This is a genomic window from Kribbella sp. NPDC049227 (genome assembly GCF_043197265.1).
Classification (GTDB): Bacteria; Actinomycetota; Actinomycetes; order Propionibacteriales; family Kribbellaceae; genus Kribbella.
The window spans coordinates 308,272-333,110 of record NZ_JBICST010000006.1; the positions used below are offsets into that span (position 1 = coordinate 308,272).

Here is a 24,839-nt window from a genome sequence, read left to right on the forward strand (position 1 = left end):
CCCGATTTCGCCGCCGTGTCGACCGGCTCCGTGACAGGATCTGGGTCATGCAGCCTGGTCCGCACAATGCGATCACCGATGTCCCTGGAGTTCTCGTCGGCCAGGTCGAACGCGTCGACGCGCCGTACCTGACCGGTACGACGGTCGTCCACGTGCCCGGTACGGCGGTGGCCGGTGTCGACGTCCGCGGTGGCGCGCCCGGCACCCGCGAGACCGACCTGCTCGACCCGGTGAACTCGAACGCCGGGGTGAACGCGATCGTCCTGACCGGCGGCAGCGCCTACGGTCTCGACACGGCCGGCAGCGTGATGCGCTGGCTGGAGGAGCGCGGCGAGGGAGTGCGGGTCGGGCTGGGCGACAACGAGGTGGTCCCGATCGTCCCGGCCGCAGTGATCTTCGACCTCGGGCGCGGCGGCGACTTCCGCGCCCGGCCCGAACCCTCCTGGGGTGCCGATGCGATCGCCGCCGCCACCGATGGACCGGTTGCCCTGGGCAACCACGGCGCCGGCGCGGGCGCACGAGCCAGGTCGTTGAAGGGCGGCGTCGGCTCGGCCAGCGTCCGGCTCGACGACGGCTCGACGGTCGGTGCACTGGTGATCGTCAACGCGGCCGGCTCGACGGTCGACGGCGACGGCAACCTGTACGGCGCTCGCTACGGCATCGGCAACGAGTTCACGCACCTGCGGACGCCGACCGAGGCACCACCGCCGGCCGCGCCCGGACGCAACCTGATCCCCGGTCCGCCGATGAACACGGTGATCGCTGTCGTGGCGACCGACGTACCGCTCGAGAAGGCGGCGGCGAAGCGGATGGCGATGGTGGCGCACGACGGACTGGCTCGGGCGCTCGACCCGATCCATACGCTGGTCGACGGCGACAGCATCTTCGCCCTGTCGACCCGCCTGCCTGACGACGACCGGCCGCGGTTGAGCGTCACCGATCCAACCGCACTCGGGCAGTTGGAGACGGTCTTCGCGGCCGGGTCCCGCACGCTGTCTCGTGCGATCGTGCACGCGATGCTCAACGCCCAGACCGTCGAGACCTCGGCCGGCGCGATCCCCAGCTACCGCGACGCCTACCCGTCAGCCTTCCGGACCGAGTGACGTACGACTCCAGTACTACGTCGGGCTGACGAAGGACGCCTGAAGGCGACGGCAAGACCGGTCCGCGGGCCGACGAACTCCGCCGCCGTCCGCGACAGGCTCTGGGGTATGAGCTTCCAGAGTCCCCAACCCACGCAGCCGCAGATCGTCCTCAGCGGCCATGGCCTGGTCAAGTACTACGGAGAGGTCGTCGGGCTGGCCGGCGTGGACGTCGCCGTACGGTCCGGCGAAGCCCTCGCCGTCATGGGCCCCAGCGGCAACGGCAAGACCACACTCCTGCACGTGCTCGCCGGCATCCTCACGCCCGACCAGGGCGAGGTGTGGCTGGGCGGCGAGCGGGTCGACCAGCTGAACGACGCCGCACGGACCGTGCTCCGCCGCCGGCGGCTCGGGTTCGTCTTCCAGGACAACCAGTTGCTTGCCGAGCTGCCCGCCGACGAGAACGTGGCACTGCCGCTGATGGTGGACGGCATGAGCCGGCGCGACGCCGTCGGCCGGGCGCGGATGATGCTCGCCCAGGTCGGTCTGGCCGCGGAGGCGGGCCGCCGTCCGGGTGAACTCTCCGGTGGTCAGGCGCAGCGGGTCGCCATCGCGCGGGCGCTCGTCGGCGAGCCACAGGTGGTGTTCGCCGACGAGCCCACCGGCGCGCTGGACGCGGCGACCGGCGCGCAGGTCATCGACCTGCTGGTCGGCGCCGCCACGTATCGCGGTGCCGCGGTGGTCGTCGTCACGCACGACAACGCCGTGGCCGCCCGCTGCCACCGCGTCCTGCGGATCGTCGACGGCCGGGTGAGCGAGTCGCTGGGGGCGAACCGATGAACCCGATGACCGATCTCGGCCTGCGGTTCGTCCGCCGACCGGGTCCCGGCGGACGGGCAGCCAACCTCGCGGCGCTCGGCGCCACCGCCGTCGTCGCGCTGCTGGTCACCTTCCTGATCGCCGGCTCGCTCGGTCTGGCTCACCGCTCCGACCGGATCGGCTGGCGGAGCGCGGATCACGCGGACCCGGCGACCGCGATCGGCGCCATCGACCAGACCGACCGCGAGAGGGTCGATGGCCACCCGATGATCCGCCTCGACCTCGCCACGCTGCATCAGAACGAACTCCCGCCCCCTCCAGGCCTCGACCACACGCCCAAGCCCGGCGAGGTCTTCGTCTCGCCCGAGGTCGCCAAGCACTGGTCCAGCCTCAGCAAGCAGTACGGCGTCGCGCAGCCGACCGGAGTGATCAGCGACAAGGGGCTGTCCTCGCCGCAGGAGTTCATCGTCATCCGTGGCGTCGACTCGATCAGTCCCGACGAGCACCCGCAGTACGTGAGCAGCTGGAACGAAGACGTGATGGACAGCCGGATGTTCGGACTGCTGATCGCCGTGGCGTTCGGCATCGTTCTGGTGCTGTTCCCGATCCTCAGCCTGGTCGGCCAGGCAGCCGGTGTCGCAGCCAAGCGCCGGGAGCACCGGCTGGCCGCACTGCGCCTGGCCGGAGCTACGAGGACTCAGGTGCTCTGGCTGAGCGCTGTCGAGCAGGCCGTGCTCGGTCTGGCCGGTGCTGTCGTCGGTCTCGTCGGCTACACCGTGCTGACTCCGCTCATCGCGCGTATCCCGCTGGGCGGCGGGCGCTGGTTCGTGCACGACATCACCGCTAGCTGGTGGAACGTGCTGATCGTGCTGGCCGCCGTACCTGTCCTATCGGTCATCAGCGCGCTGATCGGTCTCGGCCGGGTCAGCATCACGCCGCTGGGCGTCGTACGCGGGCAGACGCGTAAGGCGACCAGTGCCCTGCGGCTGGGGCTGCTGGCAATCGGTCCGATCATCCTGGCTGCCTACGGCATGCAGGCGGCCGTCGTACCGCTGCTGATCGGGATCGGGTTCGCCGCGCTCGCCGTACGAGTGATGGGGCCGTGGGCGGTGCAGTTGATCGGCAAGACGCTGGCGAACCTCGCCAACGGCCCGGTGGCGCTATTGGCCGGCCGACGGCTCGTGGACGACCCGAAGGGAGCGTTCCGCCCGGTGGCTGCGCTCGTGCTGAGCGGCTTCGTCACCGGATTCATCTCCGTGTTCATGCCGTCCGGGGACGACGACCCGTCCTTCCAGGACATGCGGATCGGCGTAGCGCTCCTGCTCGCGCTGGTGTTCCTGACCGTGGCAGCCTCGACGGCGGCTGGTGCGGTCGGTACGGCGCTCGACCAAGCGACCCCGGCACGCGCGCTGCGCCGGTCCGGAGTGCCGCTGCGAGTCATCGAGCGGTCGTCGCGGTTGGCGGCTCTCATTCCTGTGATCGGAGTCGGGCTGCCGGTGGTCGGCTTCGGTGCGCTGTGCGGCCTGGCGCTCAGCGGCGGCAAGGTCATCACCGAGGGCAGCTCGGGCCTCTTCCTGCTGATCGGGCAGATCGTGGTCGGGCTCGTCCTGGTAGCGGTCGCCGGAACCGCCGGAGCACCGGTCCTGCGGAAGGCAAGTGCGAACTGATCGCGGTTGTCCACAAGGGGCGATCGGGCCGCGGCGTGTCCGTGCAAGGATGAGGGCATGCGTGACCTGAATGTTCCGGAGCTCGCGGATGTCTCGGCGGACCTGCGCGAGGCGATCGACCGCTGCGGCTACTACCCGGACGTGGTGACGGACTCCCTCGCGGTGGCGATCGCGGGCGAGCCGATCCGTGCGTTCGTGCTGCAGCACGAGCCGACGTTCGATCGGGACGAAGTCCGGCGGCACATCACGATCCTGGCCCTGACCCCGTCCCGGCTGATCGTCGGGCACACCGACGAGCATGCCGCCGACGAGCTGATCCGCGCGCCGTACGCGTCGACGTCGACCGAGGCCATCCCGCTGCCGCGGGTGAACGCGGTGGTCGTGAACCGGGTGGTTCCCAATCCGGCCGGCTACGCCTCGGGTAAGGCCGACCCGGCCTCGGGCGGCGGCGAGGTGGTGCTGACCATCGGGTGGGGCATGGTGAACCGGATCGACCTCGAGCCGGCCGTCTGCGCCGACCCGAACTGCGAGGCCGACCACGGCTACACCGGCTCCGTTGCCGCCGACGACATCTCGCTGCGGATCAGTGCCGCCGCGGACGGCCCGGCGGGCATCCAGCAAGTGCTCGACTTCGCCCAGGCGCTGTCGTTCGCCACCAGTCGGTAGTGCCGTGATCGCGTCCGTGGCCCCGCAGTACGGCGGTGGTTCGCTTGCCGACGTACTGCCCTCTGTGGCAGGTGCGCTGTCGGTCCCCAATGAGCACAACCTCCTCGGCCTGCCGCCTGCCTCGCGGTACGCCGTACTGCTGCTCGACGGACTGGGGTGGAATCTGCTGCGACGGAACGCGGACGCGGCGCCGTACCTCTCGTCGTTGGTGCCGACCGGGCGCAGTCTGACGGCTGGTGTGCCGTCGACGACCGCGGTGAGCCTGACCAGCCTCGGGACCGGGCTGCCACCGGGTGCACACGGGATCGTCGGCTACACGTCGATCGTGCCCGAGTCCGGTGCCTTGCTGAACGCGCTCTCGTGGGATGCGCCGGTGGACCCGCGGCGGTGGCAGCCGCACGGGACGGTCTTCGACCGGATCGCGGCCGCCGGAGTTGCCACGCGCAACGTGAGCAAGGCGCGCTTCGACACGTCCGGGCTGACGGCGGCAGCGTTCCGGGGGAGTGCGCACCGGGGCGCCGACACCGTCGAGGACCGGCTGGACGCGACCCGGTTCGCGAGCCGGGAAGGCAGCTCCTCACTGGTCTACGTGTACGACTCGCAGCTGGACTACACGGGTCACAACCAGGGCTCGGAGTCGTGGCAGTGGCGCAAGGAGCTCGGAGCCGCGGACCTGTTCGCCCAGCAGGTCCGGTCCGCGTTGCCGCGGGACGCCGTACTCGTCGTCGTCGCCGATCACGGCATGATGGACGTCGCGCCGGAGGACCGCGTCGACCTGGATGCCGAGCCCGCGCTCACCGACGGCCTGCGCCTGATCGGTGGTGAGTCGCGCTTCCGTCATCTCTACTGCTTAGAGGGCGCCGAGGCCGACGTACTGGCGGCGTACCGGGAGCGGCTGGGGGACGACGCGATCGTGCTCAGCCGTGAGGAGGCGGTCGCGCGTGGGTGGTTCGGCGGCGTGGAAGACCGCGTGTCACCGCGGCTGGGTGACGTGATCGTCGCCGCCCTGGGGCAGATCTCGCTGGTCGCGAGCCGGCGCTATCCGCACGAGGCCGGACTGATCGGCCTGCACGGATCGCTGACCGAGGACGAGATGGCGATCCCGCTGCTCGTCGACGCCGGCTAGAAGCTCCAGACGTCCCAGAAGAAGCTGGTCTGCGCGGTCTTCGCCTCGCCGTCGCGGGCGACCACGGTCACCTTGTAGCGCCCGGCTCCGGGCGTCAGGACGCCGGTGATCCAGCCGCGCTCGGGGTCGATGCTCAGGCCCGGCGGCAGGCCGTGGGCGGTGTAGCTGATGTCACCGGTGCCGCCCGTACCCTTCATCAGCAGCGGAACGGCCGGCACACCGCCGAACCCGATCTGCTCCGACGGTTCGGTGATCGCGATCGCGCCCTGCGGCTGGGCGGCGGCCTCCCCGACGGCCTCGGCCGCATCGACCATGCCCTCGCCGTAGTAGGAGTTGTTCGCCTGGGTGCCGATGCACTCACCGGACGAGCCCGCCGGGCAGGCCAGGTCGTTCGCCTGCTCGGCGAGCTTCCCTCGCACCTGCGCGGCCGTGAGCTTGGGATCGACACTGCGCAGCAGAGCGGCGACACCGGCGACGTGTGGCGATGCCATCGACGTACCGCTGTTCTGCTGGTAGCCGCCGCCCGGGATGGTGGAGTACACGTTCTCGCCCGGGGCGGCGAGGTTGATCTTGTTCTCACCGAAGTTGGAGAACCGGGACTTGGCGCCGGTGGCGTCGACGGAGGCCACCGTCACCATGTTCGGCAGCTCGCCCGGAAGGTTCAGGCAGTCGGTCGTCACCTGGCGCGGAGCCGGCTCGGAGTCGTTCGGGCTCGTGTCGTCACCGGACTTGTCGGCCAGGTTGTAGTCCTCGTTGCCGGCCGCGCTGACGTTCACCACACCTTTGCTGTCCGAGTACGCGACAGCCCGTCGGATGCCCTCGGCGATCGCGTCCTGGTCCGGGTCGTTCGGGCAGAGGAACAGCCAGGGGTCGGTGTAGTAGCTGTTGTTGGTCACCGAGACGCCCTTGTCGGCGGCGAACATGAACGCGCAGACGGTGGCCTCGGGGAAGAACAGTTGACTGCCGGCCTCGGCGACCCGGATCGACGACACCTTCACGCCCGGCGCGACGCCGATCATGCCGATGCCGTTCTTCGCGGCGGCGATCGTGCCGGCGACGTGGGTGCCGTGTTCTCCGACCGGGCGCCAGGCGCCGGGCCGGGTGTCGACCTTGCCGTAGGCGCAGGAGGCCGACTTGGTGGCGTCGAAGTTCGCCTTGAGGTCCGGGTGCTGGTCGTCCACACCGGTGTCGAGCACGCCGACCGTGACGGTCTTCGCGCCGAGGGTCTTGGTCCAGGCGCGGTCGGCACCGATCTGCATCATATCGGCGCGGTCGGTCTCCGGCGCGTTCGTCGGTGACTCGGGCACGGCCGGCGGGATCGCCGGGTTGCCGACATCGCCCGGCAGATCCGAGGTACGGGTCGCCCCGGCCTTCTGTACGCCGCTGACGCCGCGCATCTTGCCGATGAACTCCGGGGAGGTCGAGTGCGCCACGATCACGCCGATGGCGTCGTACGTCGCATAGACCGTGCCGCCGTTCGAGGTGATCGCGTCGGTGACCTTGGCGGTCTGCCGCGGCTCGGTGATCACGAAGTACGCACGCAGCCCTGCCTCGGCCCGCAGCGGCGTCGCGGCGGCCGGCAATCCGGCTGTGACGGCCGTCAGACACGCCGTGAGGAAGAGGATCAGAGCTTTGCGCACGATCCATTCAAACCGGCCGGAGGCACAGAACCCAAGCCGACGCCCGGAATTGCTCCCCGAACCGACACACCCCGGCGTGCGACCCGGACCGTTGACTTGGCAGGATGAGCGCCCGTGGCTGAGCTGACCTACTTCACGGGGACCATGGACTGCGGAAAGTCCACGCTGGCGCTGCAGATGGATCACAACCACAAGGCGCGCGGACGGATCGGCCGGATCTTCACCAGCCATGACCGGGCCGGCGAGTCGGTGCTCTCGTCCCGGCTCGGGCTGTCGGCCGACGCGATCGAGGTGCGGCCCGAGTTCGACTTCTGGGACTACGTCGTCAGCGAGCTGACGCACGGTGGACGGATCGACTACGCGGTGTGCGACGAGGCGCAGTTCTACAGCTCGCTGCAGATCGAGCAGCTGGCCCGGCTGGTCGACGAACTGCAGATCGACGTGTTCTGCTTCGGCATCCTGACCGACTTCCGGGCGTCGCTGTTCCCCGGATCGGCGCGATTGGTCGAGCTCGCCGACCGGCTGGAGGTGCTGCAGGTCGAGGCGCTGTGCTGGTGCGGTGAACGCGCCACCCACAACGCCCGTACGATCGGTGGGGAGATGGTGACGGAAGGCGAGCAGCTCGTGGTGGGCGACATCGTGTCCCACGACCACGAGGTCTCGTACGAAGTGCTCTGCCGCCGGCACCACCGGCGCCGGCTCACCCAGGCGCGCGCCCGCGCCACCCTGTCGCCCGAGGTACTGCCGTTCGGAGGAGCCGCGTCATGAGTCCCTTGATCACCGTCGACGAGTTGCGCGCCCTGGCCGAGCGGCCGGTGCTGATCGACTCCACGTGGAATCTCGCCGGCCCGGCCGGCAAGGAGGCGTACGACGCCGGCCATCTGCCCGGCGCGTACTTCGTCGACCTGGACACCGAGCTGGCCGGCCCACCCGGTCCCGGCCGCCACCCGTTGCCCGCAGCAACGACCGTGACCTCGACCTTCCGGCGTACCGGCATCACGGCGGACACGCCGGTCGTGGTGTACGACGCGTCGAACTCGACGGCGGCCGCGCGGGCCTGGTGGATCTTCCGGTACTTCGGTGTCCGCGACGTACGCGTGCTTGACGGGGGACTGGCCGCCTGGCAGGCGGCCGGGGGAGAGGTCACGACCGACGTCCCTGCCGACGGTGTCAGCAACTTCACCGCTACGCCCGGACACATCCCGATGCTCGACGCCGAAGGCGCCGCTGCGGTCGCTGCCTCGGGCGTGCTGCTGGATGCGCGAGCACCCGAACGCTTCGCCGGCGAGGTCGAGCCGATGGATCCGGTCGCCGGCCACATCCCCGGCGCGGTCAACGCCCCCACCACCGCCAACGTCGACTCCACCGGTCACTTCCTCCCGACCGCTGACCTCCAGGCCCGCTTCACCGGCCTCGGCGTCGACAACACCTCCGAGGTGGCCGTCTACTGCGGCTCCGGCGTCACCGCGGCCCACGAAGCCCTGGCCCTCGAAGTGGCCGGCATCCCTTCCACGGTGTACATCGGCTCCTGGTCCGAATGGATCACCGACCCCGACCGCCCGGTGGCCACCGGCAAGGACTAATCCGCCGGCGCCTCCGCGCACGGACAGCGAGGTCTTGACTTCGGTTGGTGCATTCGGGACAGTGAGCCAGAAATCGATTTCCCACACCGCCCCGAACTACCCCTGGGAGTCAGTCGATGGTGATCAAGCGATCTACGTTCTTGCGTGCGGCCCTCGGTGCCGGCGCCTTGGCAGCCGTTCCTGGTACTTCGGCCTGGGCGAGCGCGCAGGTGGTGACCACGAACAAGGTGGCCGACCTGACCGGGCCCGGGCTGACGGACCGGTTCCGGATGGCGGCGACGGATCTCGGGATCCCGGCGCGTACGCCGGACGGGCGGTTGCTGTTCATGTTCGGAGATACGTTCGAGCAGCCGACGGTCGGTGGCGGGTGGTGGCGTTCGCCGGTTGCGTTGTGGTCGACGACGACGAACCTCTCGGGCGGTGTGCAGTGGTCCGGTGCAGTCGGCGGAGCAGCGGCCCAGCAACTGTGGGACTACCCGCACGACAACCCGACGTTCTCGACCGTGCTCCCGTCGGATGTGATCACGATCGGCGGGTCGATGTACCTGCACGCGATGGTGAACAAGGGCCTCGGCAACGTGGTGTGGACCGAGATCTGGCGTAGCGACAACTCCGGTGCGAGTTGGTACCACACCGGCGCGAAGTTCGACCCGAACATCGACGGCGGGCTGTTCCAGTGCCTGACGTGGGGTGAGGGAAACGACGGCTACGTGTACGTCTACTCGACCGGTTTCCAGCGGAACAAGCCGATCATCCTCAAGCGGGTCCGCAGCGACCAGATCGCGAACCCGGCGGCGTACGAGCCGTGGGGCTTCCGCGACGGCGTGTGGGCCTGGGGCAACCCGGCCACGCCGATCCTGACCGGCAGCTTCGGCGAACTCTGCCTGCGCCCGCTCGGCGGCAAGTGGGTGCTGACCTGGTTCAACGCCGGCGACTACCGGATCGACGGCATCATCATGGACACCCCGACCTCGAACCTGTTCACGGCGTACCGCCAGACCCTGATCTACGGCGGCGCCTGGGGCCAGGAGAACGACAACCACGTCGCCCAGCTGTACGGCGGCTACATCATCCCCGGCTCGACTCTCAGCGACCTGCACCTCTCGGTCAGCCAGTGGAAGACCGACGCCGGCTGGCCCTACCGAGTCATGCAGTTCCGCGTCCGCGGCTTCGGCTAGACGTCGAGCACCATCGTGTCGGAGGTGCCGTTGACGGCGACCTTCTGGAAGCCGAGGGACCGGTAGAGGCTGGCTGCCGGGTTGCCCGGGTCAACACTCAAAGCCAGCCGCTGGTACGACGCTTTGCCGGCCATGGCAATGAGCTCCGTGAGCAACGCGCGGGCGATGCCCTGACGGCGGAAGGCCGGCGCCACGCCGAGCGTCAGTTCGGGTAGGTCGTCAGCGATGTAGCCGTATCCGGGACGGTCCGCCGTCAACTGGCGCGCCCAGGTCGCGCCGGCCAGGGCGCCGTCGACCTCGGCTACGACGCCGAAGTCGGTGGCCCGTGGCCAGCCGGCGACGTACCGCCAGGCGCTGTCCTCGGCCCGGAGCTTGTCCAACGTGAACCAGGGCGTCCCCTCCCAGTTGTATGCCTCCAACAACATCTCGGTCAGGAACGCGAAGTCGTCGGCCGTCGCCGGTCGGAGGATCATGCGGCCATCCTCGCCGACCGGCGAACCGGCCGCGACGCTATTTCGGCCCGGCCACCCCGACGAGGTTGCCCTCCGGATCGGTGAACTGCCCGACCACGAGCTTCCCCGGTACGCCGTCAGGCCCGAACACCCGGCGGCCACCCAGCTCCTCGGCCCGGTCGAGCGCCGCCCCGACATCGTCCACGCCGACGTAGAACAGCGACTTCGGCTGGAGACCGGGCCCGCCTCCGACGCCGCCGTTCAGCCCGGGCGCGCCCGTCGTACTGCCGTCCACGAAGCCGTAGTTGCCAGGCTCGGAAACCTGCCCGGACACGGTGTCGCCGACCTCGTACTCCCAGCCGAACAACTCGCCGTAGTACTCCCGGAGCCGGACCGGATCGGTCCCGATGATCTCGAAGTGCACGACCGCATCAGTCATGGGTCCTCCTCGTCGAATCTGTGTCACTGGGAACGTCGGAAGCCCGCTGATACGTTCGACGTCATGGAGATCGACGCGGGGGGAATCCGGATCTACTACGAGACACAGGGGACCGGTGAGCCGGTGATCCTGATCCACGGTGGTGCGACGACCGGGGAGAGCTGGAGGGCTCAGGCGCCGGCGCTCGCTGAGCGGTATCAGCTGTTCATCCCCGACCGCCGCGGGCACGGCCGGAGCCCGGATGTCGAGGGACCGGCGACCATGGACGGTTACGCCGAGGACATGATCGCGTTCATGGCGGCGCTCGGACTCGAGTCGGCGTACGTGATCGGCTGGAGCGACGGCGGCAAGGTCGCCGTACGGATGGCGTTGAGCCGTCCGGAGCTGGTCCGGAAACTCGTCATGATCGGCACCGAGCTCACCAGGGCCGGCGGAACGTCCGCGAACGACCGCCTGATGACGACGCCCGAGGGCCTCGACTCACTCGCGACGTTGGCCCGCGAGGACTACGAGCGGTTGTCGCCCGACGGGCCCGGACACTTCGGCGTCGTCTTCGCCAAGTGGACCGAGATGTGGAGCTCGATCCCCGACATCCAGCCCGCCGACGTCCAGCACCTGCCGATGCCGGTCCTGCTCATGCAAGGCGACGACGACTGCGTACGGATCGAGCACAACGTCGCCGTCGCGAGGGCGATCCCGGACGCGCAACTCGCCGTCATCCCCGGCGCCTCCCACGCCGTACCGCTGGAGAAGCCCGCCCTGGTGAACGGCCTGCTGCTCGACTTCCTCGGCGACACGCCGTCGCCGAAGTACATGCCGATGGGCGATCTGGGCGGCTGAGCGAAACCGTTGCAGGAATCGGTAGCTTGTAGGCATTGAATTAGTAACACGCTTGGTTTAACTTACTCGGGACCTGGCCGGTGTGTGGCTCAGAGCACATCGGCGGCATGCGGAAACCCGAGGAGTTCCGATGACGAGAGTGAGCAGGTGGAGCGCCGGCCTGGGCGTGGCGGGGCTGGTGCTCGCGGTGGCGGGCTGCGCCGACGGTACGACGCCGTCCTCCGGCCCGGCGGCCGGTGGGATCGACGAGAACGCGCCGGTCACCATCACGATCGGGGACCGTCCGACCCCCGACAAGCCGAACGACATCAAGGCGTTCGAGAAGAAGATCAAGGACTTCACCGCCGCCCACCCCAACATCACGGTGAAGTCGACCGAGACGAAATGGGACGCGCAGACCTTCCAGGCGCAGGTCGCGGGCGGCTCGCTGCCGACGGTGATGAACATCAGCTTCACCGAGCCGGCCAACATGATCCCGAACAGGCAGCTCCCGGACATCACCGACGAGCTCAAGCTGGTCGACCTGACCAAGGACCTGAACCCGAACGTGCTGAAGATCGTCCAGGACGACAAGGGCCGGATCTACGGTGTCCCGATCGACGTCTTCTCGGTCGGTCTGGCGTACAACCGGGCGTTGTTCACGCAGGCCGGCCTGGACCCGGACAAGCCGCCGACGTCCTGGGACGAGGTCCGGCAGTACGCCAAGCAGATCACCGAGAAGACCGGCAAGGCCGGCTACGCCCAGCTGACCAAGGACAACACCGGCGGCTGGATGCTGACCACGATGACCTACAGCATGGGCGGCACGGTCGAGAGCCAGGACGGCAAAAAGTCCACCTTCAACGACGCGCCGACCAAGAAGGCGCTGCAGTTGCTGAAGGACATGCGCTGGTCCGACAACTCGATGGGCAGCAACTTCCTCTACAACCAAGAGGAGATCCGGCAGGACTTCGCGGCCGGGAAGATCGGCATGGTCCTGCAGGCGCCGGACGCCTACGACATGGCGGTGAAGAACTTCGGCATGAAGCCGGCTGACTACGGTCACGCCGCACTCCCGCAGGACGGCGGCCCGCACGGCACGCTGACCGGCGGCTCGCTGAAGATGATCAACCCGAAGGCGTCCAAGAACGAGATCGTCGCGGCGCTGAAGTGGATCAAGTTCGACCAGTTCGACAAGTACACGACCGAGTCGGTCGCGGTCGCGGACGCCAAGACCACGATCGCCGACAAGGGTTTCGTCGGCCGCCCGGGGATCTCGCCGCTGAGCCAGGAGACCTACGACCAGTTCAACAAGTGGCGTGAGCCGTACGTGAACGTCCCGGTGCAGCAGTTCCAGGGCTACATCGACTCGACCAAGTCGCTGAAGCTGCTGCCGGAGCCGTCGAACAAGGGCCAGGAGGTCTACGCCCTGCTCGACCCGGTGGTCCAGCAGGTGCTGACGAAGAAGGACGCGGACATCGACAAACTGCTGACTGACGCCGCCTCGAAGATCGACGCGCGCCTGGCCCGGTAGTCCGATGCTCTTTCAACGTACGCCGAAGTCCAACCGGAGCAGTGCCAGGTCCTTGGCCACCTGGTACCGCTCCGGCGGACTGAGCAGCGTCATCTTCGCCGTGCCCCTGGTGCTGACGTTCCTGTACTTCTCCTGGGGCCCGATCGTCCGCGGCCTGGTGCTGAGCTTCCAGAAGAACAACCTGGTCACCGCGCCGGAGTGGGTCGGGATGGCCAACTTCAGCTACGTGCTGACCGACCCGCAGCTTCCGCAGGCGGCGCTCAACACGCTGTACTTCTGCCTGCTGGCGCTGATCTTCGGCTTCCCGGTCCCGTTGTTCCTGGCCGTCTTCATCAGCGAACTGCGCAAGACCGGCTGGCTCTACAACGTGATCTCCTACCTGCCGGCGGTGGTTCCGCCGGTGGCGGCGATCCTGTTGTGGAAGTTCTTCTACGACCCCAGCGGCGCGGGCGTCTTCAACTCCATCCTCGGCTGGTTCGGTCTCGGGCCGTTCGCCTGGCTGAACTCGCAGAGCCTGGCGATGCCGGCGATCGTGCTCGAGGCCACCTGGGCCGGGGCCGGCGCCACGTCGATCATCTATCTGGCCGCGCTGACCGGCGTCCGGACCGAACTGTACGAAGCGGCCGAGCTGGACGGGGCCGGGGTCTGGAAGCGGGTCTGGCACGTCACGCTGCCGCAGATCCGCGGAATCATCCTGATCATGATGCTGCTGCAGCTGATCGGGACGTTCCAGGTGTTCACCGAACCGTTCCTGTTCACAGGCGGTGGGCCGAACAACGCGACCACCACGATCCTGCTGCTGATCTACCGCTACGCGTTCATCAACGGCGACTTCGGTGCCGCGACCGCGCTCAGCGTGCTGCTGGCCGGGGTGCTGTGCGTGCTGTCGGTCGTCTACCACCTCCTGACCCGTCGCTGGAGTACCACATGAGCCACGAACGCGGCATCATCTCGACCGCGGACCGGAAGCGGTCGGTGGTCCGGTACGCCCTGCCCACGATCCAGGTGCTGCTGTTCGTCGGCGTCGTGATCGCCGGAGTCGGGCCACTGCTGTGGCTGCTCAAGTCCGGCCTGTCGACCAGCCAGGACATCCTCCGCGGGCCGATGCAGCTGTGGCCGTCCGGGATCCAGTGGCAGAACATCCCGGACGCCTGGAACCGGGTCCAGATCGGCTCGTACCTGGGCAACACCGCGATCATCGCGATCGGCTCGATGATCTCCACCCTCTTCGTCTGTACGACGGGTGCCTTCGTGCTCAGCGTGCTCCGGCCGAAGTGGGGACCGATCATCACCGGTGCGGTGCTGGCCACCCTGTTCCTGCCCGGCGTCATCTCGCTGGTCCCGCTCTACATGACGATCCTCAAGATGCCCCTGCTCGGGGTGAACCTGCAGAACACCTTCTGGGCGGTCTGGCTGCCGCAGGCGGCCGGGGCCTTCAACATCCTGGTGATGAAGCGGTACTTCGACGCGATCCCGCGCGAGCTGATCGAGGCGGCCCGGATCGACGGGGCGGGCAACCTGCGGCTGTTCACCTCGCTGGTGCTGCCGTTGTCGAAACCGATCGTCGGGGTGGTCGCCCTGCTGACCGTGATCGGCTCCTGGAAGGATTACCTGTGGCCGCTGCTCGTGCTGCCGGATCCGCGCCTGCAACCGATCTCGGTGGCGCTGCCCCGGGTGGCCGAGACCACGGAGATCTCACTGCAGATGAGCGCGCTCTTCCTGGCGGTGCTGATCCCGGTGGTGCTGTTCTTGGTGTTCCAGAAGCAGTTCCTGAGAGGTGTGGGGATGTCGGGAGGGATCAAGGAGTGAATGCACTCAACGGCCGGCGGGTCGCGGTCACGGGGGCCACCGGCCGCATCGGGCTGGTCACGGTCGAGCACCTGACGGCGCTCGGCGCGGTGGTGACCACCCTGTCGAACGGCGAACATCCGGACCTGAAGGCCGACCGGGTCCTGGTCGGTGACACCCGCTCCGAGACCGATGTGGCCCAGGCGCTGGAGGACGCGGACCTGGTCGTGCATCTCGCGGCGCTGGCTCACCCGTCGGCAGGCACGCCGTACGACGTGTACAGCGTCAACGTGGTGTCGACGTTCAACGTGCTCGCCCAGGCCGGTGCCCGGGGCATCAAGCGGGCGGTGATCGCGAGCAGCATCAACGCGACCGGTCTGCCGTTCAACCCGCACGACATCAAGCCGGCGTACTTCCCGTGGGACGAGAAGATGGCGACCGACGTCGCCGATCCCTACTCGCTGTCGAAACAGAACGACGAGAACACCGCGCGGATGGTGTGGCGGCGGTGGGGGATCGACGTGGTCGCGTTCCGGTTCCCGCATGTGAACTCGGGCGAACTGCTGCAGCGGCAGGCCGATCGCGCCCGCGAGGACCCGGCCGGCGGATTCCGGGAGGCCTGGAGCTACCTGGACACCCGCGACGCGGCGTACTCGATCGAGCTGGGGCTGACGGCTCCGCTGTCCGGTGCGCACACGTTCTTCGTCGCCGCCGGCACCACGAACGCGCCGTACGAAACCGAAGCCCTGCTGGATGCCTTCGCGTCCGACGTGCCGCGACTGCGGCGGTTCATCGGGCGTGAGGTGCCGATCGACCTGTCTGCCGCGCGGACCGTGCTCGGCTTCCAGGCCCAGCACGAACTCGACCTACCGACACTTCCCTTGGAGCTCTGAATGCCCTCGACCTTCGACCAGCCCTGGCCCGTACGCGACGACGTCCGGATCAGCGCGGTCCAGGCGATCGTCACCGCACCGCAAGGCATCCCGCTGGTGGTGGTCAAGATCGACACCACCGAGCCTGGCCTGTACGGCCTCGGCTGCGCGACGTTCACCCAGCGGTGGAAGGCGGTGCAGACGTTCGTCGACGAGCACCTGGCCCGGCTGCTGGTCGGCCGCTACCCGGGTGACATCGGCGACCTGACCCGGCTGGCCGGGTTCAGCGGCTACTGGCGCGGCGGTCCGGTGACGAACAACGCGATCTCCGGCATCGACCAGGCCCTGTGGGACATCGCCGGCAAGCGCGCCGGCATGCCGGTCTACGAACTCCTCGGCGGCAAGGTGCGGGCGGCCGCCGACACCTATATCCACGCCAGTGGCCACACCATCGAAGAGACGCTCGAGCACGCGCACAAGCTGGTCGCTCAGGGCTGGCGGCACATCCGGCTGCAGATGTCGACGCCGGGTGGCGGCGGGTACGGCGCTCCGCGGGTGCCGACGCTGTACCCGGACGCGCCGTACCACAACGGCTGGTCGGCGCGGGACTACCTGCGCGCGACTCCGGAGCTGTTCGCCGAGGCGCGGCAGGCGCTGCCGGACAACATCGAACTGCTGCACGACGTCCACTCCCGCCTGACGCCGAAGGAGGCCGTGCTGCTGGCGAGGTCGCTCGAGCCGTACGGTCTGTTCTTCCTCGAGGACGTACTGCCGCCCGAGCACTGGGACCGGCTGCCCGAGGTCCGCGCCGCCTCTCCGGTGCCGCTGGCGGTCGGTGAGCTGACGACGTCGATGGGTGACGCTGTCCGGCTGGTCCGCGACCTTGGCGTGGACTTCATCCGCTCGCACGTCTCCGACATCGGCGGTCTGACCCCGGCCCGGAAGCTGGCCGACCTGGCCGAGCTGTGTGGAGTCCGTACGGCGTGGCACGGCCCGGGCGACACCTCCCCGATCGGCGCCGCCGCGAACGTCGCCCTCGACGTCAGCTCTGTTGCCTTCGGCATCCAGGAGGGTCACCTGTACAACGAGGCGACGCACGAGGTGTTCCCCGGCACGCTGCGGATCGAGGACGGCTGGCTGCGGCCGAACGAGGCGCCCGGCTGGGGGATCGACCTCGATCTCGAGGCGGCCGCACGTTATCCCGCGCAACTGTCCGGACACGACGAGTGGGCGGCCGGCGTACGGCGCCCCGACGGTGCGCTGGAAGCACCGTGACAGCTGCTCACGCGCAGTACGATCGCGGCTAATCGGGACAGACGGGGAGGTGGGCGATGAGCACGGACGACCAAGCAGGCGAGAAAGCGGTGCTGACGGAGCTGCGGCGCGCGGGTGCGAACCAGTACGACCTGGGCTCCTTCAACGAGGCCGTGATCATCGAGACGATCCGGCTGGCCGGCACCATCAGCCGGACCGAGATCTCCCGCCGGACCGGCCTGACCCAGCAGTCGGTGTCGCGGATCCTGCGCATCCTGCTGCAGCAGGGACTGCTGGTGGAGGAGGCGCAGGAGCGCGCCGAACGGCTCGGCAAGCCGCGGACGCCGGTCCGGATGCGCTCCAACGCGGCCCACGCGGTCGGCATCCACATCGATCCCGAGCTGCTCACGGTCGCGGTGGTCGACCTCGACGGCACGATCGTGCGGCGCGAGACCGTCGACCTCGCCGATGACCTCGACGCCGGCCGGCTGGTCGATCTGACCGCGGCGACCGTGACCGCGGCGCTGAGCATCAGCCAGGTCGACCTCGACTCGATGCTCGGCGTGGGCGTCGCCGTACCCGGGCCGATCGACGCGGACGGCTCGCTGCTCGCGCTGCCGCTGCAGCCGGCCTGGCGCGGGCTGAAGATCCGCCAGTTGCTGCAACAGAAGCTCAACCACCCGGTCCTGGTCGAGAAGGACGGTACGGCGGCCGCCATCGGTGAACGCTGGATCGGCCGCTCGGCCAGGGCCCGCGACTTCGCCTACCTGTATCTCGGCACCGGCGTCGGCAGCGGCCTGATCCTGAACGGCTCGATCTATCGCGGCGGTACCGCGAACGCCGGGGAGTTCGGCCAGATCGCGGCGCTGCGGATGGGGGAGTGGGACGCGGAGAACGGGCCGCGGATGGTGCCCGAGTGCAACCCGACCGCCTCACTGCCGGTGATCGCGGCGGAGTACGGGTACGTCGAGACCGACCCGAGCGCGACCGACGAGGCCAAGCGGTACAAGGCGGTGTGCAAGGCCGCGGCCGACGGTGACGAGGCGGCCCGGAAGGCGGTCACCCAGGTCGCGCGGGTGGTCGGTCAGGGCGCGGTCGGGCTGGTCGACCTGCTCGACATCGACCTGATCGTGCTCGGCGGGCCGGCGTTCGGCAAGGAGATCTCGGAGATCTTCCTGGCCGAGATCGGCCGCGCGGTGAACGCGCATCCGGTCGCGCGGGAGACCCGTCCCGTCGAGGTCGAGGAGTCGATGCTGCAGACCGACGCGGCCGCGGTCGGCGCCGCGTCGACGATCTTCCACGACGCGTTCACCCCTCGGGTCAGCGGATCCAGTCAGGCACGTAGGCTGCCGAAGTGATTTCACCGCGCCAACTCACCCCGGAAGTCCAGCTCCGCATCGCCTCCCTCGACGACGCTCCCGCCCTCGCCGACGCCTACACCCGCAGCTGGGACCACCTCAGCAAATGGGAGCCCGCGCGGCCCGAGAAGTGGTTCACTGTCGCTGGTCAGGAAGAGCGGCTCACCGCGCAGCTGGAGCGGTACAAGAACGGCCAGGTGGTGCCGTGGCTGCTGGCCGAAGGCGACCGGATCATCGGTGCCGCGACCCTGAGCGACCTGGTCCCTGGGCCGTTCCGCAGTGCGAGCCTCGGTTACTGGCTGGCCGGCGATGTGGTCGGTCGCGGTCTGGCGACCCGTGCGGTGCAGACGGTGGCCGAGATCGCGGACAGCGAGTTGAAGCTCCACCGGATCGAAGCCAGCACGCTGACGAACAACGCCGCCTCGCAGCGCGTCCTCCAGCGCACCGGCTTCACCCAGATCGGCCACGCGCCGACGTACCTGCACATCGCCGGCACCTGGCAGGACTGCAACCTCTACCAGCGCATCCTCAACGACCGCGAGCCCGGCGCCTGACCACTGGCCGGTTGTGTCACCGCTGACGCGTTGATTTCACGCCGGCGGTGAAACAACCTGCCATCGACGGCCGGTCAGGTGGGTGGGAGGCGGATGCCTCGGGAGACCTCGACGTCGTCGTAGCGGCCTTCGAGGACGTCGAGGAACTTGACCGGCCGTTGCAGGGTCGACGCGATGTAGACCGCACGGACCGTGGCGAGTGCGTCGATACCGTCCTGGACCGTGAGCCCGGGCTGTCCGCCTTCCGCGATCGCCGTCAGGATGTCGTCGTACTGCGCCTTGTGGCCGCCGGGCGGACCGGCGTCGACGGGCGCCTCGTCCTTGATGCCGTCGACGTTGAGGCGCCGCAGCAGGTCGTCCTCCACCTCGGCACCACCCTCCGTGCCGTGCACCGACACCCGCGTCCGGCCACCGGGAAAGGCCGCGGTCGTCGCGTGCAGGGTGCCGATGGCACCGGACTCGAAGGTCAGCGTCGCGACCAAGGTGTCCTCGACCTCGATCGCGTGGTGCGTCGACCGCACCGCCTGCGCCTGGATCTGCACCGGCCGGCCCATGAACCACAGCATCAGGTCGACCGTGTGCACACCCTGGTTCATCAGCGCGCCGCCACCGTCCTGGGCCCACGTCCCACGCCAGTCCGCGGAGGCGTAGTACTCGTCGCTGCGCCACCAGGCCACCGTCGCGACGCAGGACGTGAGCTGACCGAACCGGCCGGAGTCGATCGCCTGCTTGACCACGACGCTGCCCGCGTCGAAGCGGTGCTGGCTGATCACCGACACGACCACACCCTGGCTCGCCGCCCGGGCCGCCGCCGCGCCGAAGCGGCGGGCCCGGGCCGGGTCGACGTCGAGCGGCTTCTCGACCACCACGTGCTTCTTGTCGTTCAGCGCCTGCTCGGCCAGGTCGGCGTGCGTACCGCTCGGTGTGCAGATCGCGACCAGCGAGACCTCCGACCCGCTGAGCGCCGCGGGCAGGTCGTCGTACACCTCGGGCTCGGGCTCGCCCGCCTCCTTCAGCCGGGCCGCCAGCGCCTCCCGGGCACCGGCGTCGACGTCGACGAGGGCGGTCACGGTCGCGTCGGGCCGTGCCGCGATGGTGTCCGCGTGGGTGCGGCCGATGATGCCGCAGCCCACGATCGCGACCTGATGTTGTGCGTCAGCCATCTCGCTCCTACTTGGCCTGGAAATTCGCGGTCAGTACCTGGTCCGTGGCGACGGTGAAGGTGTACGACGTATCGGTCGAGACCACCACGCCGTCGACGCTCCAGTTCTGGAAAACGCTATCCGATGTTGCCGCCGCCGTCACTGTGACCTGCGCGCCGACCTCGTAGGTACCCGGTTCGGACTCGTTTCCGGCGATCGTCGCGGTACCTGGACCACTGGCCTGGACCTTGATGCTGCGCTGGACGACGTTGATCACCATCACGTTGCGTAGCGTGGCCGGCCCCGACAAGGTGGCGCCGTTGTAGCGGGCCAGGTTGGTGGCCTCGACATCGCCGCTCACCACCTTGACGGTGTGACCGTCGGTGCCGAGGTTGTCGGTGCCCAGGTTGAACGCGTTCACCTGGCCGCTGTTCACCACGAGCCCGTCGTGGAAGCCGTACGCGAACACGTTCAGCAGCGTCAGGCCGCGGGCGCCGTCGACGGTGACGATCTTGGCGGTCTTGCGCATGTACTTGTCGATGACGAGTTCGAAGATGCTGCCCTCGTTCATCCAGTACGGCTGCTGGTAGCCGACCCGGGTGACCGCGTTCCCGTTCGACAGCACGCCCTCGATCCGGCCGTTGTCGCCGGGGCCGATCGCGATCGCGTGGTCGAAGAATGCCCCGGCGATCTTGCGAATGACGATGTCGTCACCACTGAGGTCGATCCCGTTCCAGGCGTTCGGGAAGCCGGCGTTGATCACGTAGTTCCCGCCGGCGTGACCGCGGATCGCGTACGGGTAGGGCACGACGCCTTCGGCCTTGGCGGGATTGTTGTCGGGGTAGAAGACCCGCAGCCCGCGCACGCCCGCGCGGTTCTGCAAGGTGATCAACGCAGTCTCGGTGTCCTTCTCGAAGGCCTGCAGAACGGTCCCGCCGCTGGCGCCGCCTTGATCCCGGTTCGGTACCGCGGACGCTCCGCGCAACTCGACCCTCGCGGGGACCTGGAGATGTGTGCTGATCCGGTACCACCCGGCGGGCAGATAGACGATGCCGCCGCCGTTCCGCCCAGCCTTGTCGAGGACCTTCTGTACGGCGCTCGTCGCGTCGGCTGCCGGTAGATACCCGACCCCGTGCGGCGCGTCGACGACGTACAGGGACTGCTTCGGTTTGGGCAGTGGTTCCTGCGAGTACGTCGGCGCCGTGCCGGACATCCTGTGCACGATGCCGTCGACCGCGCCGGTGAGCGTGGTCCCGGTGACCTTCACATAGCCGCGCGAGTTGTTCTGGATCGCGTGGTCACTGCCCTCGATCCTGCCTGCCGCGAGCGTCATGCCCCAGCGGTCGTCCATCACGTCGACGAGCACGCCGATGTCGGTACGGCGTACGTCCGGCTGGAGGAAGCTGCCGGTGAACTGGGCCCGCTGACCGGCGACCACATGTATCCCGACGTGGTAGTCGGTGAGCGAGATCCGGTGGAACTGGTCCCACTCGAGGTCCCCGAGGACGAGACCGGTGCCGTTGGCCCGCGTCCACGCGTCGAGTGTGGCCCGCGCCGGCGGGTGGTAGGCGGCCGGCGCGTCCGCCCAGAAGGAGTTGCTGAACGCAACGTTCTCCCAGGTGCCGACGTCGGCGCCGTTGTACGCACGGGCTCCCTCGAAGAGGGCGGTGCCGCGGATGTTGCGGATCGTGCTGGACTCGTGCACCTGGCCGGAGCTCGGTGCGTTGCCGTGGTCGTTCGGCATCGTGCTGATGCCGATACCGCGGTACGAGTTGAGCATCGTGACGTCGGCGACGGTCGCCATCATGTAGTTCTCATTACCGATCCAGGCGCCGCCGGGGATCTCGAAGGTGTAGTTGTACGGGACCGGGTCGGTGGCGTTCTGGTTCGGGTAGTACGTGGTGACGCCGAGGACGCCGGCGCTGCCGCCGATCCGGAACAGGCTCGGCCCGTCGTTGCCGGAGGCAAGGTCCGCGACGATCACAGTCCCGGTCCCGAGCTTCTCCCCGTGGTCTCCGCGCAGCGTGCAGAACGCATGCACCTCGATGGTGTCGGTGACCTTGTACTGGCCGGCCGGCAGCCAGACGGTCCCGCCGCCCGCGTCCTGGCACGCGTAGATGGCCTGCTGGATCGCCTTGGTCGAATCGCGTCGGCCGGAGCGGTCGGCGCCGTACTGGGTGGCGTCGAAGTCGGCGATCACGCCGTCCTCGGTCGGGTTGGCCGTCTGCACCAGCCGCGGCTCCGGGGTGACGACCGGGCTCAGCCGGAGCTGGAGCTCCTTGACGGTGAACGAGTCCGCGCCGGTCATCGCGACCCGGACGTACCGGGCCGTGGTGGTCGCGAAGCGGGTCCGGCTGATCTGGTTGCCACCGGGTGACCCGATGCGTCCGACGGCGGTGAACGTCCGGCCGTCCTTCGAGACCTGGACGGTGTAGTCGGGGGAGTACGCCTCGGCCCATTCGACCCGTACGTCGTTCACGGGTCGCGGCTTGCCCAGGTCGAGTTGGAGCCACGAGTCGCCCTGGCCGCTGGTCCAGGCGGTGTCGTGGTTGCCATCGTTGACGTTTGTGGCACCGGTGCCTCCGCTGGCGGACGCCGTAGCGCTGGCTGCGAAGTTGGTCTCGACAGCGGACGCCGTGAAGGCGTCCAGCTTCACCTGCAGCGTCTGCAGTGCCGCCTTCACCTGTACGTCGGTCACACCCGGAGTGGCCGCGACTGCGCGGGCGTCGTCGATCGCGGCCCGGAAGGTGGCACGGCTGCCGGCTGGGAACTGGCCGTCGCGGGTGCCTTCGCGGGCAGCCTTCTCGACCCTGGCGGCCTCGTCGATCAGGTCGAGCAGGCCCTCGGTGACATCGAGAGTGGTCGCGACCTTGGCGACGCGGACGGCTGCGACCTTGAGGTCGACCGAGCCGTCGCCGTTGTGGATGCGGAAGTCGCCGCCGTTCGAGCGATTCGTCATCACGGCGTCGGGGAGCGCGAACGTGTGCGTCTTCCAGGTCTTGGTGTCGCCGTACCGGACCACCTCGGAGTTCTTGAACTTCTCCGGGATCGTCTCGCCGGGGGAGTCGTAGTGCAGGCCGAACTGCCCGTTGCCCGCGTCGAAGTAGTCGACGCTGATCAGCACCAGGCTCTGGTTGTCGTACAGGTAGGTGTCGGCGACGTTCATGTAGAAGAAGTTCGTGCCCGGAGACGGCGCGGAGTGGTCGGTCTGCCAGTACGGGCGGCCGTCCTGCACGCCGGTGACCAGGTTCTCCGGCCGGTCGCCGGCGCGAGGGCTGATGCCGGACTGGATCGGCGACGCCCCGAGCTGGACCGAGGCTCCCGCCGTACTGATCCGGAGGCTCGAGATAGTGATGTCGGCGCTGCCGGACAGGCGGACGTCGGCGTCGCCGAGGCGGTCGGTGAAGCCGATGCCGGTGAGCTCGAACGTGCCGGTCCGCCACTGACCCGTGTTGGTCAGCTGGACGTCGGTCGCGTCGGCCTGCGGGTTCGTGGCGGCGTCGTACTGGAGCTCGAGGGTGCCGGAGCCGGTGTCGAGATACGTCACCGTCACCAGGACGTCGTCGGTGCCGATCTCGTCGACGTAGTCACGGTCGACGTCGAACTCCAGGTAGCCGGTGCCGGCGGCCTGGTCGGTCTGCCAGTACGTGCGGCCCTGTTCGGTGCCGGTACGCAACCCGGTGGGGTCGTCGCCGGCGGCGGGCTTCACGCCGAGCGTGGTCGGGGTCGGTCCGAGGTCGGCGCCGACGCCGCTCGGATACATGGTGGCGGCATGAGCCGCCGGTACGGCGATGACGCTGGCGAGCAACACGGCGGGAAGGACCCGCGCGAGCAGGCGTCTGGACATGCTGAAACCTCCAGGTGGCGGGCCGGAAGTACATGCGAGAGCAGCTGCGCGGATAAGTTAAACCAAGCGTGTTACTTATTCAAGAGCCCAGCATCCGGCTCCGGAAAGGGGCTTCCGGTAGCGTTGCGCGGGTGGGGACGGATCAGCGTGGAGGCGCGGCGCGCAGCCGCCGGCAGACCGAACTCCGTGAGTACCTGCGCAGTCGACGGGAGCGGTTGACGCCGTCACAGGTCGGACTGCCCGCGGCCGGGAACCGCCGTACGCCGGGCCTGCGCCGCGAGGAGGTCGCTGTCCTCGCCGGGGTCGGGGTGTCCTGGTACACCTGGCTGGAGCAGGGCCGTGACATCAAGGTCTCCGAAGAAGTCCTCGACTCGGTGGCTCGGGTGCTGCTCCTGGACGATGTGGAACGCGCCCATCTCTACCGCCTGGCCGGGCTGAACCCACCGCAGCGGGAGGCAGCGCCGACGGTGCCCGCCTCGCCCGAGATGCGGCGGCTGCTCGACGCCTGGTCGCCACGCCCCGCCTACATCCGCGACCGGCACTGGAACTTCACCGCCGTCAACGACGTCGCCCGCCGAGTCTTCGGGTACGGCGAGACCGACCACAACTGCCTGGTCTCGTACTTCACCAACGCGCGCTTCCGCGGACTGCACGAGCACTGGGACGAGGCGGCGCCGGACGTAGCCGCCGGCTTCCGGGCCGACGCGGCTCGCTATCCCGACGACCCGGAGTTCGACCGGATCGCGACCGACCTCGCGGCGGTCAGCCCGGAGTTCGCCGAACTGTGGGCGCGGCACGACGCGGCCGAGCACCTCAGCGCGGTGAAGGCCGTGGCGCATCCCGAGGCGGGGCTGCTCGTGTTCGACGCGACGATGTTCCCGGTGCTCGAACATCCGGGTCATCACCTGATCCTGCACAACCCGCGCCCGGGCACCGACACCCAGGAGCGGATCGAGCGGCTGATGGCGTCGCAGCCTGGTGGTGACACACCCACCATGAACTGACACTGCCTGTTCGTC

At 69.0% G+C, this 24,839-nt stretch carries 22 protein-coding genes; 17 read left to right on the plus strand and 5 right to left on the minus strand.

Annotated elements, in window-relative coordinates; translation table 11 throughout:
* Positions 1-47 precede the first annotated feature (47 nt).
* From ACGFH6_RS27480 to ACGFH6_RS27500, 5 genes are all read left to right on the plus strand, one after another.
* On the plus strand, positions 48-1,103 hold the full coding sequence (locus ACGFH6_RS27480) for a P1 family peptidase (protein ID WP_393389505.1): 1,056 nt from the start codon (positions 48-50) through the stop codon (positions 1,101-1,103).
* 108 nt (positions 1,104-1,211) lie between these two features.
* A complete protein-coding gene (locus ACGFH6_RS27485) occupies positions 1,212-1,922 on the plus strand; it encodes an ABC transporter ATP-binding protein (protein WP_393389507.1) in 711 nt (236 codons plus the stop codon).
* Positions 1,919-3,568: an FtsX-like permease family protein gene (locus ACGFH6_RS27490; protein ID WP_393389510.1), complete on the plus strand. Its 1,650-nt coding sequence runs from the start codon at positions 1,919-1,921 to the stop codon at positions 3,566-3,568. The genes ACGFH6_RS27485 and ACGFH6_RS27490 overlap by 4 nt, the downstream gene beginning before the upstream one ends.
* 57 nt (positions 3,569-3,625) lie before the next feature.
* Complete coding sequence (locus ACGFH6_RS27495; protein WP_393389514.1) at positions 3,626-4,234, plus strand: DUF5998 family protein; 609 nt, start codon at positions 3,626-3,628, stop codon at positions 4,232-4,234.
* Positions 4,235-4,238: 4 nt separating this feature from the next.
* Complete coding sequence (locus ACGFH6_RS27500; protein WP_393389516.1) at positions 4,239-5,360, plus strand: alkaline phosphatase family protein; 1,122 nt, start codon at positions 4,239-4,241, stop codon at positions 5,358-5,360.
* Here ACGFH6_RS27500 and ACGFH6_RS27505 read toward each other — a convergent pair.
* Positions 5,357-7,000, minus strand: a complete 1,644-nt coding sequence (locus ACGFH6_RS27505; RefSeq protein WP_393389519.1) for a S8 family serine peptidase — start codon at positions 6,998-7,000, stop codon at positions 5,357-5,359. The two genes, ACGFH6_RS27500 and ACGFH6_RS27505, sit on opposite strands and share 4 nt — an antisense overlap.
* Positions 7,001-7,114: 114 nt before the next feature.
* Between ACGFH6_RS27505 and ACGFH6_RS27510 the strand changes: the two genes are divergently transcribed.
* The 3 genes from ACGFH6_RS27510 (at position 7,115) to ACGFH6_RS27520 (ending at position 9,761) form a co-directional block, all read left to right on the plus strand.
* Positions 7,115-7,768: a thymidine kinase gene (locus ACGFH6_RS27510; RefSeq protein ID WP_360448853.1), complete on the plus strand. Its 654-nt coding sequence runs from the start codon at positions 7,115-7,117 to the stop codon at positions 7,766-7,768.
* The gene (locus ACGFH6_RS27515; RefSeq protein WP_393389522.1) at positions 7,765-8,583 is read left to right on the plus strand and encodes a sulfurtransferase; all 819 of its coding nucleotides are present in this window, start codon (positions 7,765-7,767) and stop codon (positions 8,581-8,583) included. The genes ACGFH6_RS27510 and ACGFH6_RS27515 overlap by 4 nt, the downstream gene beginning before the upstream one ends.
* Before the next feature lie 116 nt (positions 8,584-8,699).
* Positions 8,700-9,761 carry a DUF4185 domain-containing protein gene (locus ACGFH6_RS27520; RefSeq protein WP_393389525.1) on the plus strand — a complete coding sequence of 354 codons (1,062 nt, stop codon included), beginning with the start codon at positions 8,700-8,702 and terminating at the stop codon, positions 9,759-9,761.
* Here ACGFH6_RS27520 and ACGFH6_RS27525 read toward each other — a convergent pair.
* Both ACGFH6_RS27525 and ACGFH6_RS27530 read right to left on the minus strand, forming a co-directional pair.
* The gene (locus ACGFH6_RS27525; RefSeq protein WP_393389528.1) at positions 9,758-10,234 is read right to left on the minus strand and encodes a GNAT family N-acetyltransferase; all 477 of its coding nucleotides are present in this window, start codon (positions 10,232-10,234) and stop codon (positions 9,758-9,760) included. The two genes, ACGFH6_RS27520 and ACGFH6_RS27525, sit on opposite strands and share 4 nt — an antisense overlap.
* A gap of 37 nt (positions 10,235-10,271) precedes the next feature.
* Positions 10,272-10,652 carry a VOC family protein gene (locus ACGFH6_RS27530; RefSeq protein ID WP_393389531.1) on the minus strand — a complete coding sequence of 127 codons (381 nt, stop codon included), beginning with the start codon at positions 10,650-10,652 and terminating at the stop codon, positions 10,272-10,274.
* 63 nt (positions 10,653-10,715) lie between these two features.
* Between ACGFH6_RS27530 and ACGFH6_RS27535 the strand changes: the two genes are divergently transcribed.
* The 8 genes from ACGFH6_RS27535 (at position 10,716) to ACGFH6_RS27570 (ending at position 18,831) form a co-directional block, all read left to right on the plus strand.
* Positions 10,716-11,492 (plus strand): alpha/beta fold hydrolase, encoded by a 777-nt coding sequence (locus tag ACGFH6_RS27535; RefSeq protein WP_393389534.1) that lies wholly within the window; start codon positions 10,716-10,718, stop codon positions 11,490-11,492.
* 130 nt (positions 11,493-11,622) lie between these two features.
* Positions 11,623-13,005 carry an ABC transporter substrate-binding protein gene (locus tag ACGFH6_RS27540; RefSeq protein WP_393389537.1) on the plus strand — a complete coding sequence of 461 codons (1,383 nt, stop codon included), beginning with the start codon at positions 11,623-11,625 and terminating at the stop codon, positions 13,003-13,005.
* A 4-nt stretch (positions 13,006-13,009) separates the two neighbouring features.
* The gene (locus tag ACGFH6_RS27545) at positions 13,010-13,936 is read left to right on the plus strand and encodes a carbohydrate ABC transporter permease (RefSeq protein WP_393389539.1); all 927 of its coding nucleotides are present in this window, start codon (positions 13,010-13,012) and stop codon (positions 13,934-13,936) included.
* Positions 13,933-14,814, plus strand: coding sequence for a carbohydrate ABC transporter permease (locus tag ACGFH6_RS27550; protein WP_393389542.1), 882 nt, complete (start codon positions 13,933-13,935; stop codon positions 14,812-14,814). Before ACGFH6_RS27545 ends, ACGFH6_RS27550 begins: the two co-directional genes overlap by 4 nt.
* Positions 14,811-15,686 (plus strand): NAD-dependent epimerase/dehydratase family protein, encoded by an 876-nt coding sequence (locus ACGFH6_RS27555; RefSeq protein WP_393389545.1) that lies wholly within the window; start codon positions 14,811-14,813, stop codon positions 15,684-15,686. Before ACGFH6_RS27550 ends, ACGFH6_RS27555 begins: the two co-directional genes overlap by 4 nt.
* Positions 15,687-16,940 carry an enolase C-terminal domain-like protein gene (locus ACGFH6_RS27560; RefSeq protein WP_393389548.1) on the plus strand — a complete coding sequence of 418 codons (1,254 nt, stop codon included), beginning with the start codon at positions 15,687-15,689 and terminating at the stop codon, positions 16,938-16,940.
* A 56-nt stretch (positions 16,941-16,996) separates the two neighbouring features.
* On the plus strand, positions 16,997-18,277 hold the full coding sequence (locus ACGFH6_RS27565) for an ROK family transcriptional regulator (protein WP_393389550.1): 1,281 nt from the start codon (positions 16,997-16,999) through the stop codon (positions 18,275-18,277).
* A complete protein-coding gene (locus ACGFH6_RS27570) occupies positions 18,274-18,831 on the plus strand; it encodes a GNAT family N-acetyltransferase (RefSeq protein WP_393389552.1) in 558 nt (185 codons plus the stop codon). The genes ACGFH6_RS27565 and ACGFH6_RS27570 overlap by 4 nt, the downstream gene beginning before the upstream one ends.
* A gap of 74 nt (positions 18,832-18,905) precedes the next feature.
* On the opposite strand, the gene ACGFH6_RS27575 is transcribed toward ACGFH6_RS27570, so the two are convergent.
* Both ACGFH6_RS27575 and ACGFH6_RS27580 read right to left on the minus strand, forming a co-directional pair.
* A complete protein-coding gene (locus ACGFH6_RS27575) occupies positions 18,906-19,994 on the minus strand; it encodes a Gfo/Idh/MocA family protein (RefSeq protein WP_393389554.1) in 1,089 nt (362 codons plus the stop codon).
* Positions 19,995-20,001: 7 nt separating this feature from the next.
* On the minus strand, positions 20,002-23,820 hold the full coding sequence (locus ACGFH6_RS27580) for a discoidin domain-containing protein (RefSeq protein WP_393389556.1): 3,819 nt from the start codon (positions 23,818-23,820) through the stop codon (positions 20,002-20,004).
* Between the two features lie 131 nt (positions 23,821-23,951).
* On the opposite strand from ACGFH6_RS27580, the gene ACGFH6_RS27585 reads away from it, so the two are divergent.
* Positions 23,952-24,824, plus strand: a complete 873-nt coding sequence (locus tag ACGFH6_RS27585; RefSeq protein WP_393389559.1) for a helix-turn-helix transcriptional regulator — start codon at positions 23,952-23,954, stop codon at positions 24,822-24,824.
* Positions 24,825-24,839: the final 15 nt, after the last annotated feature.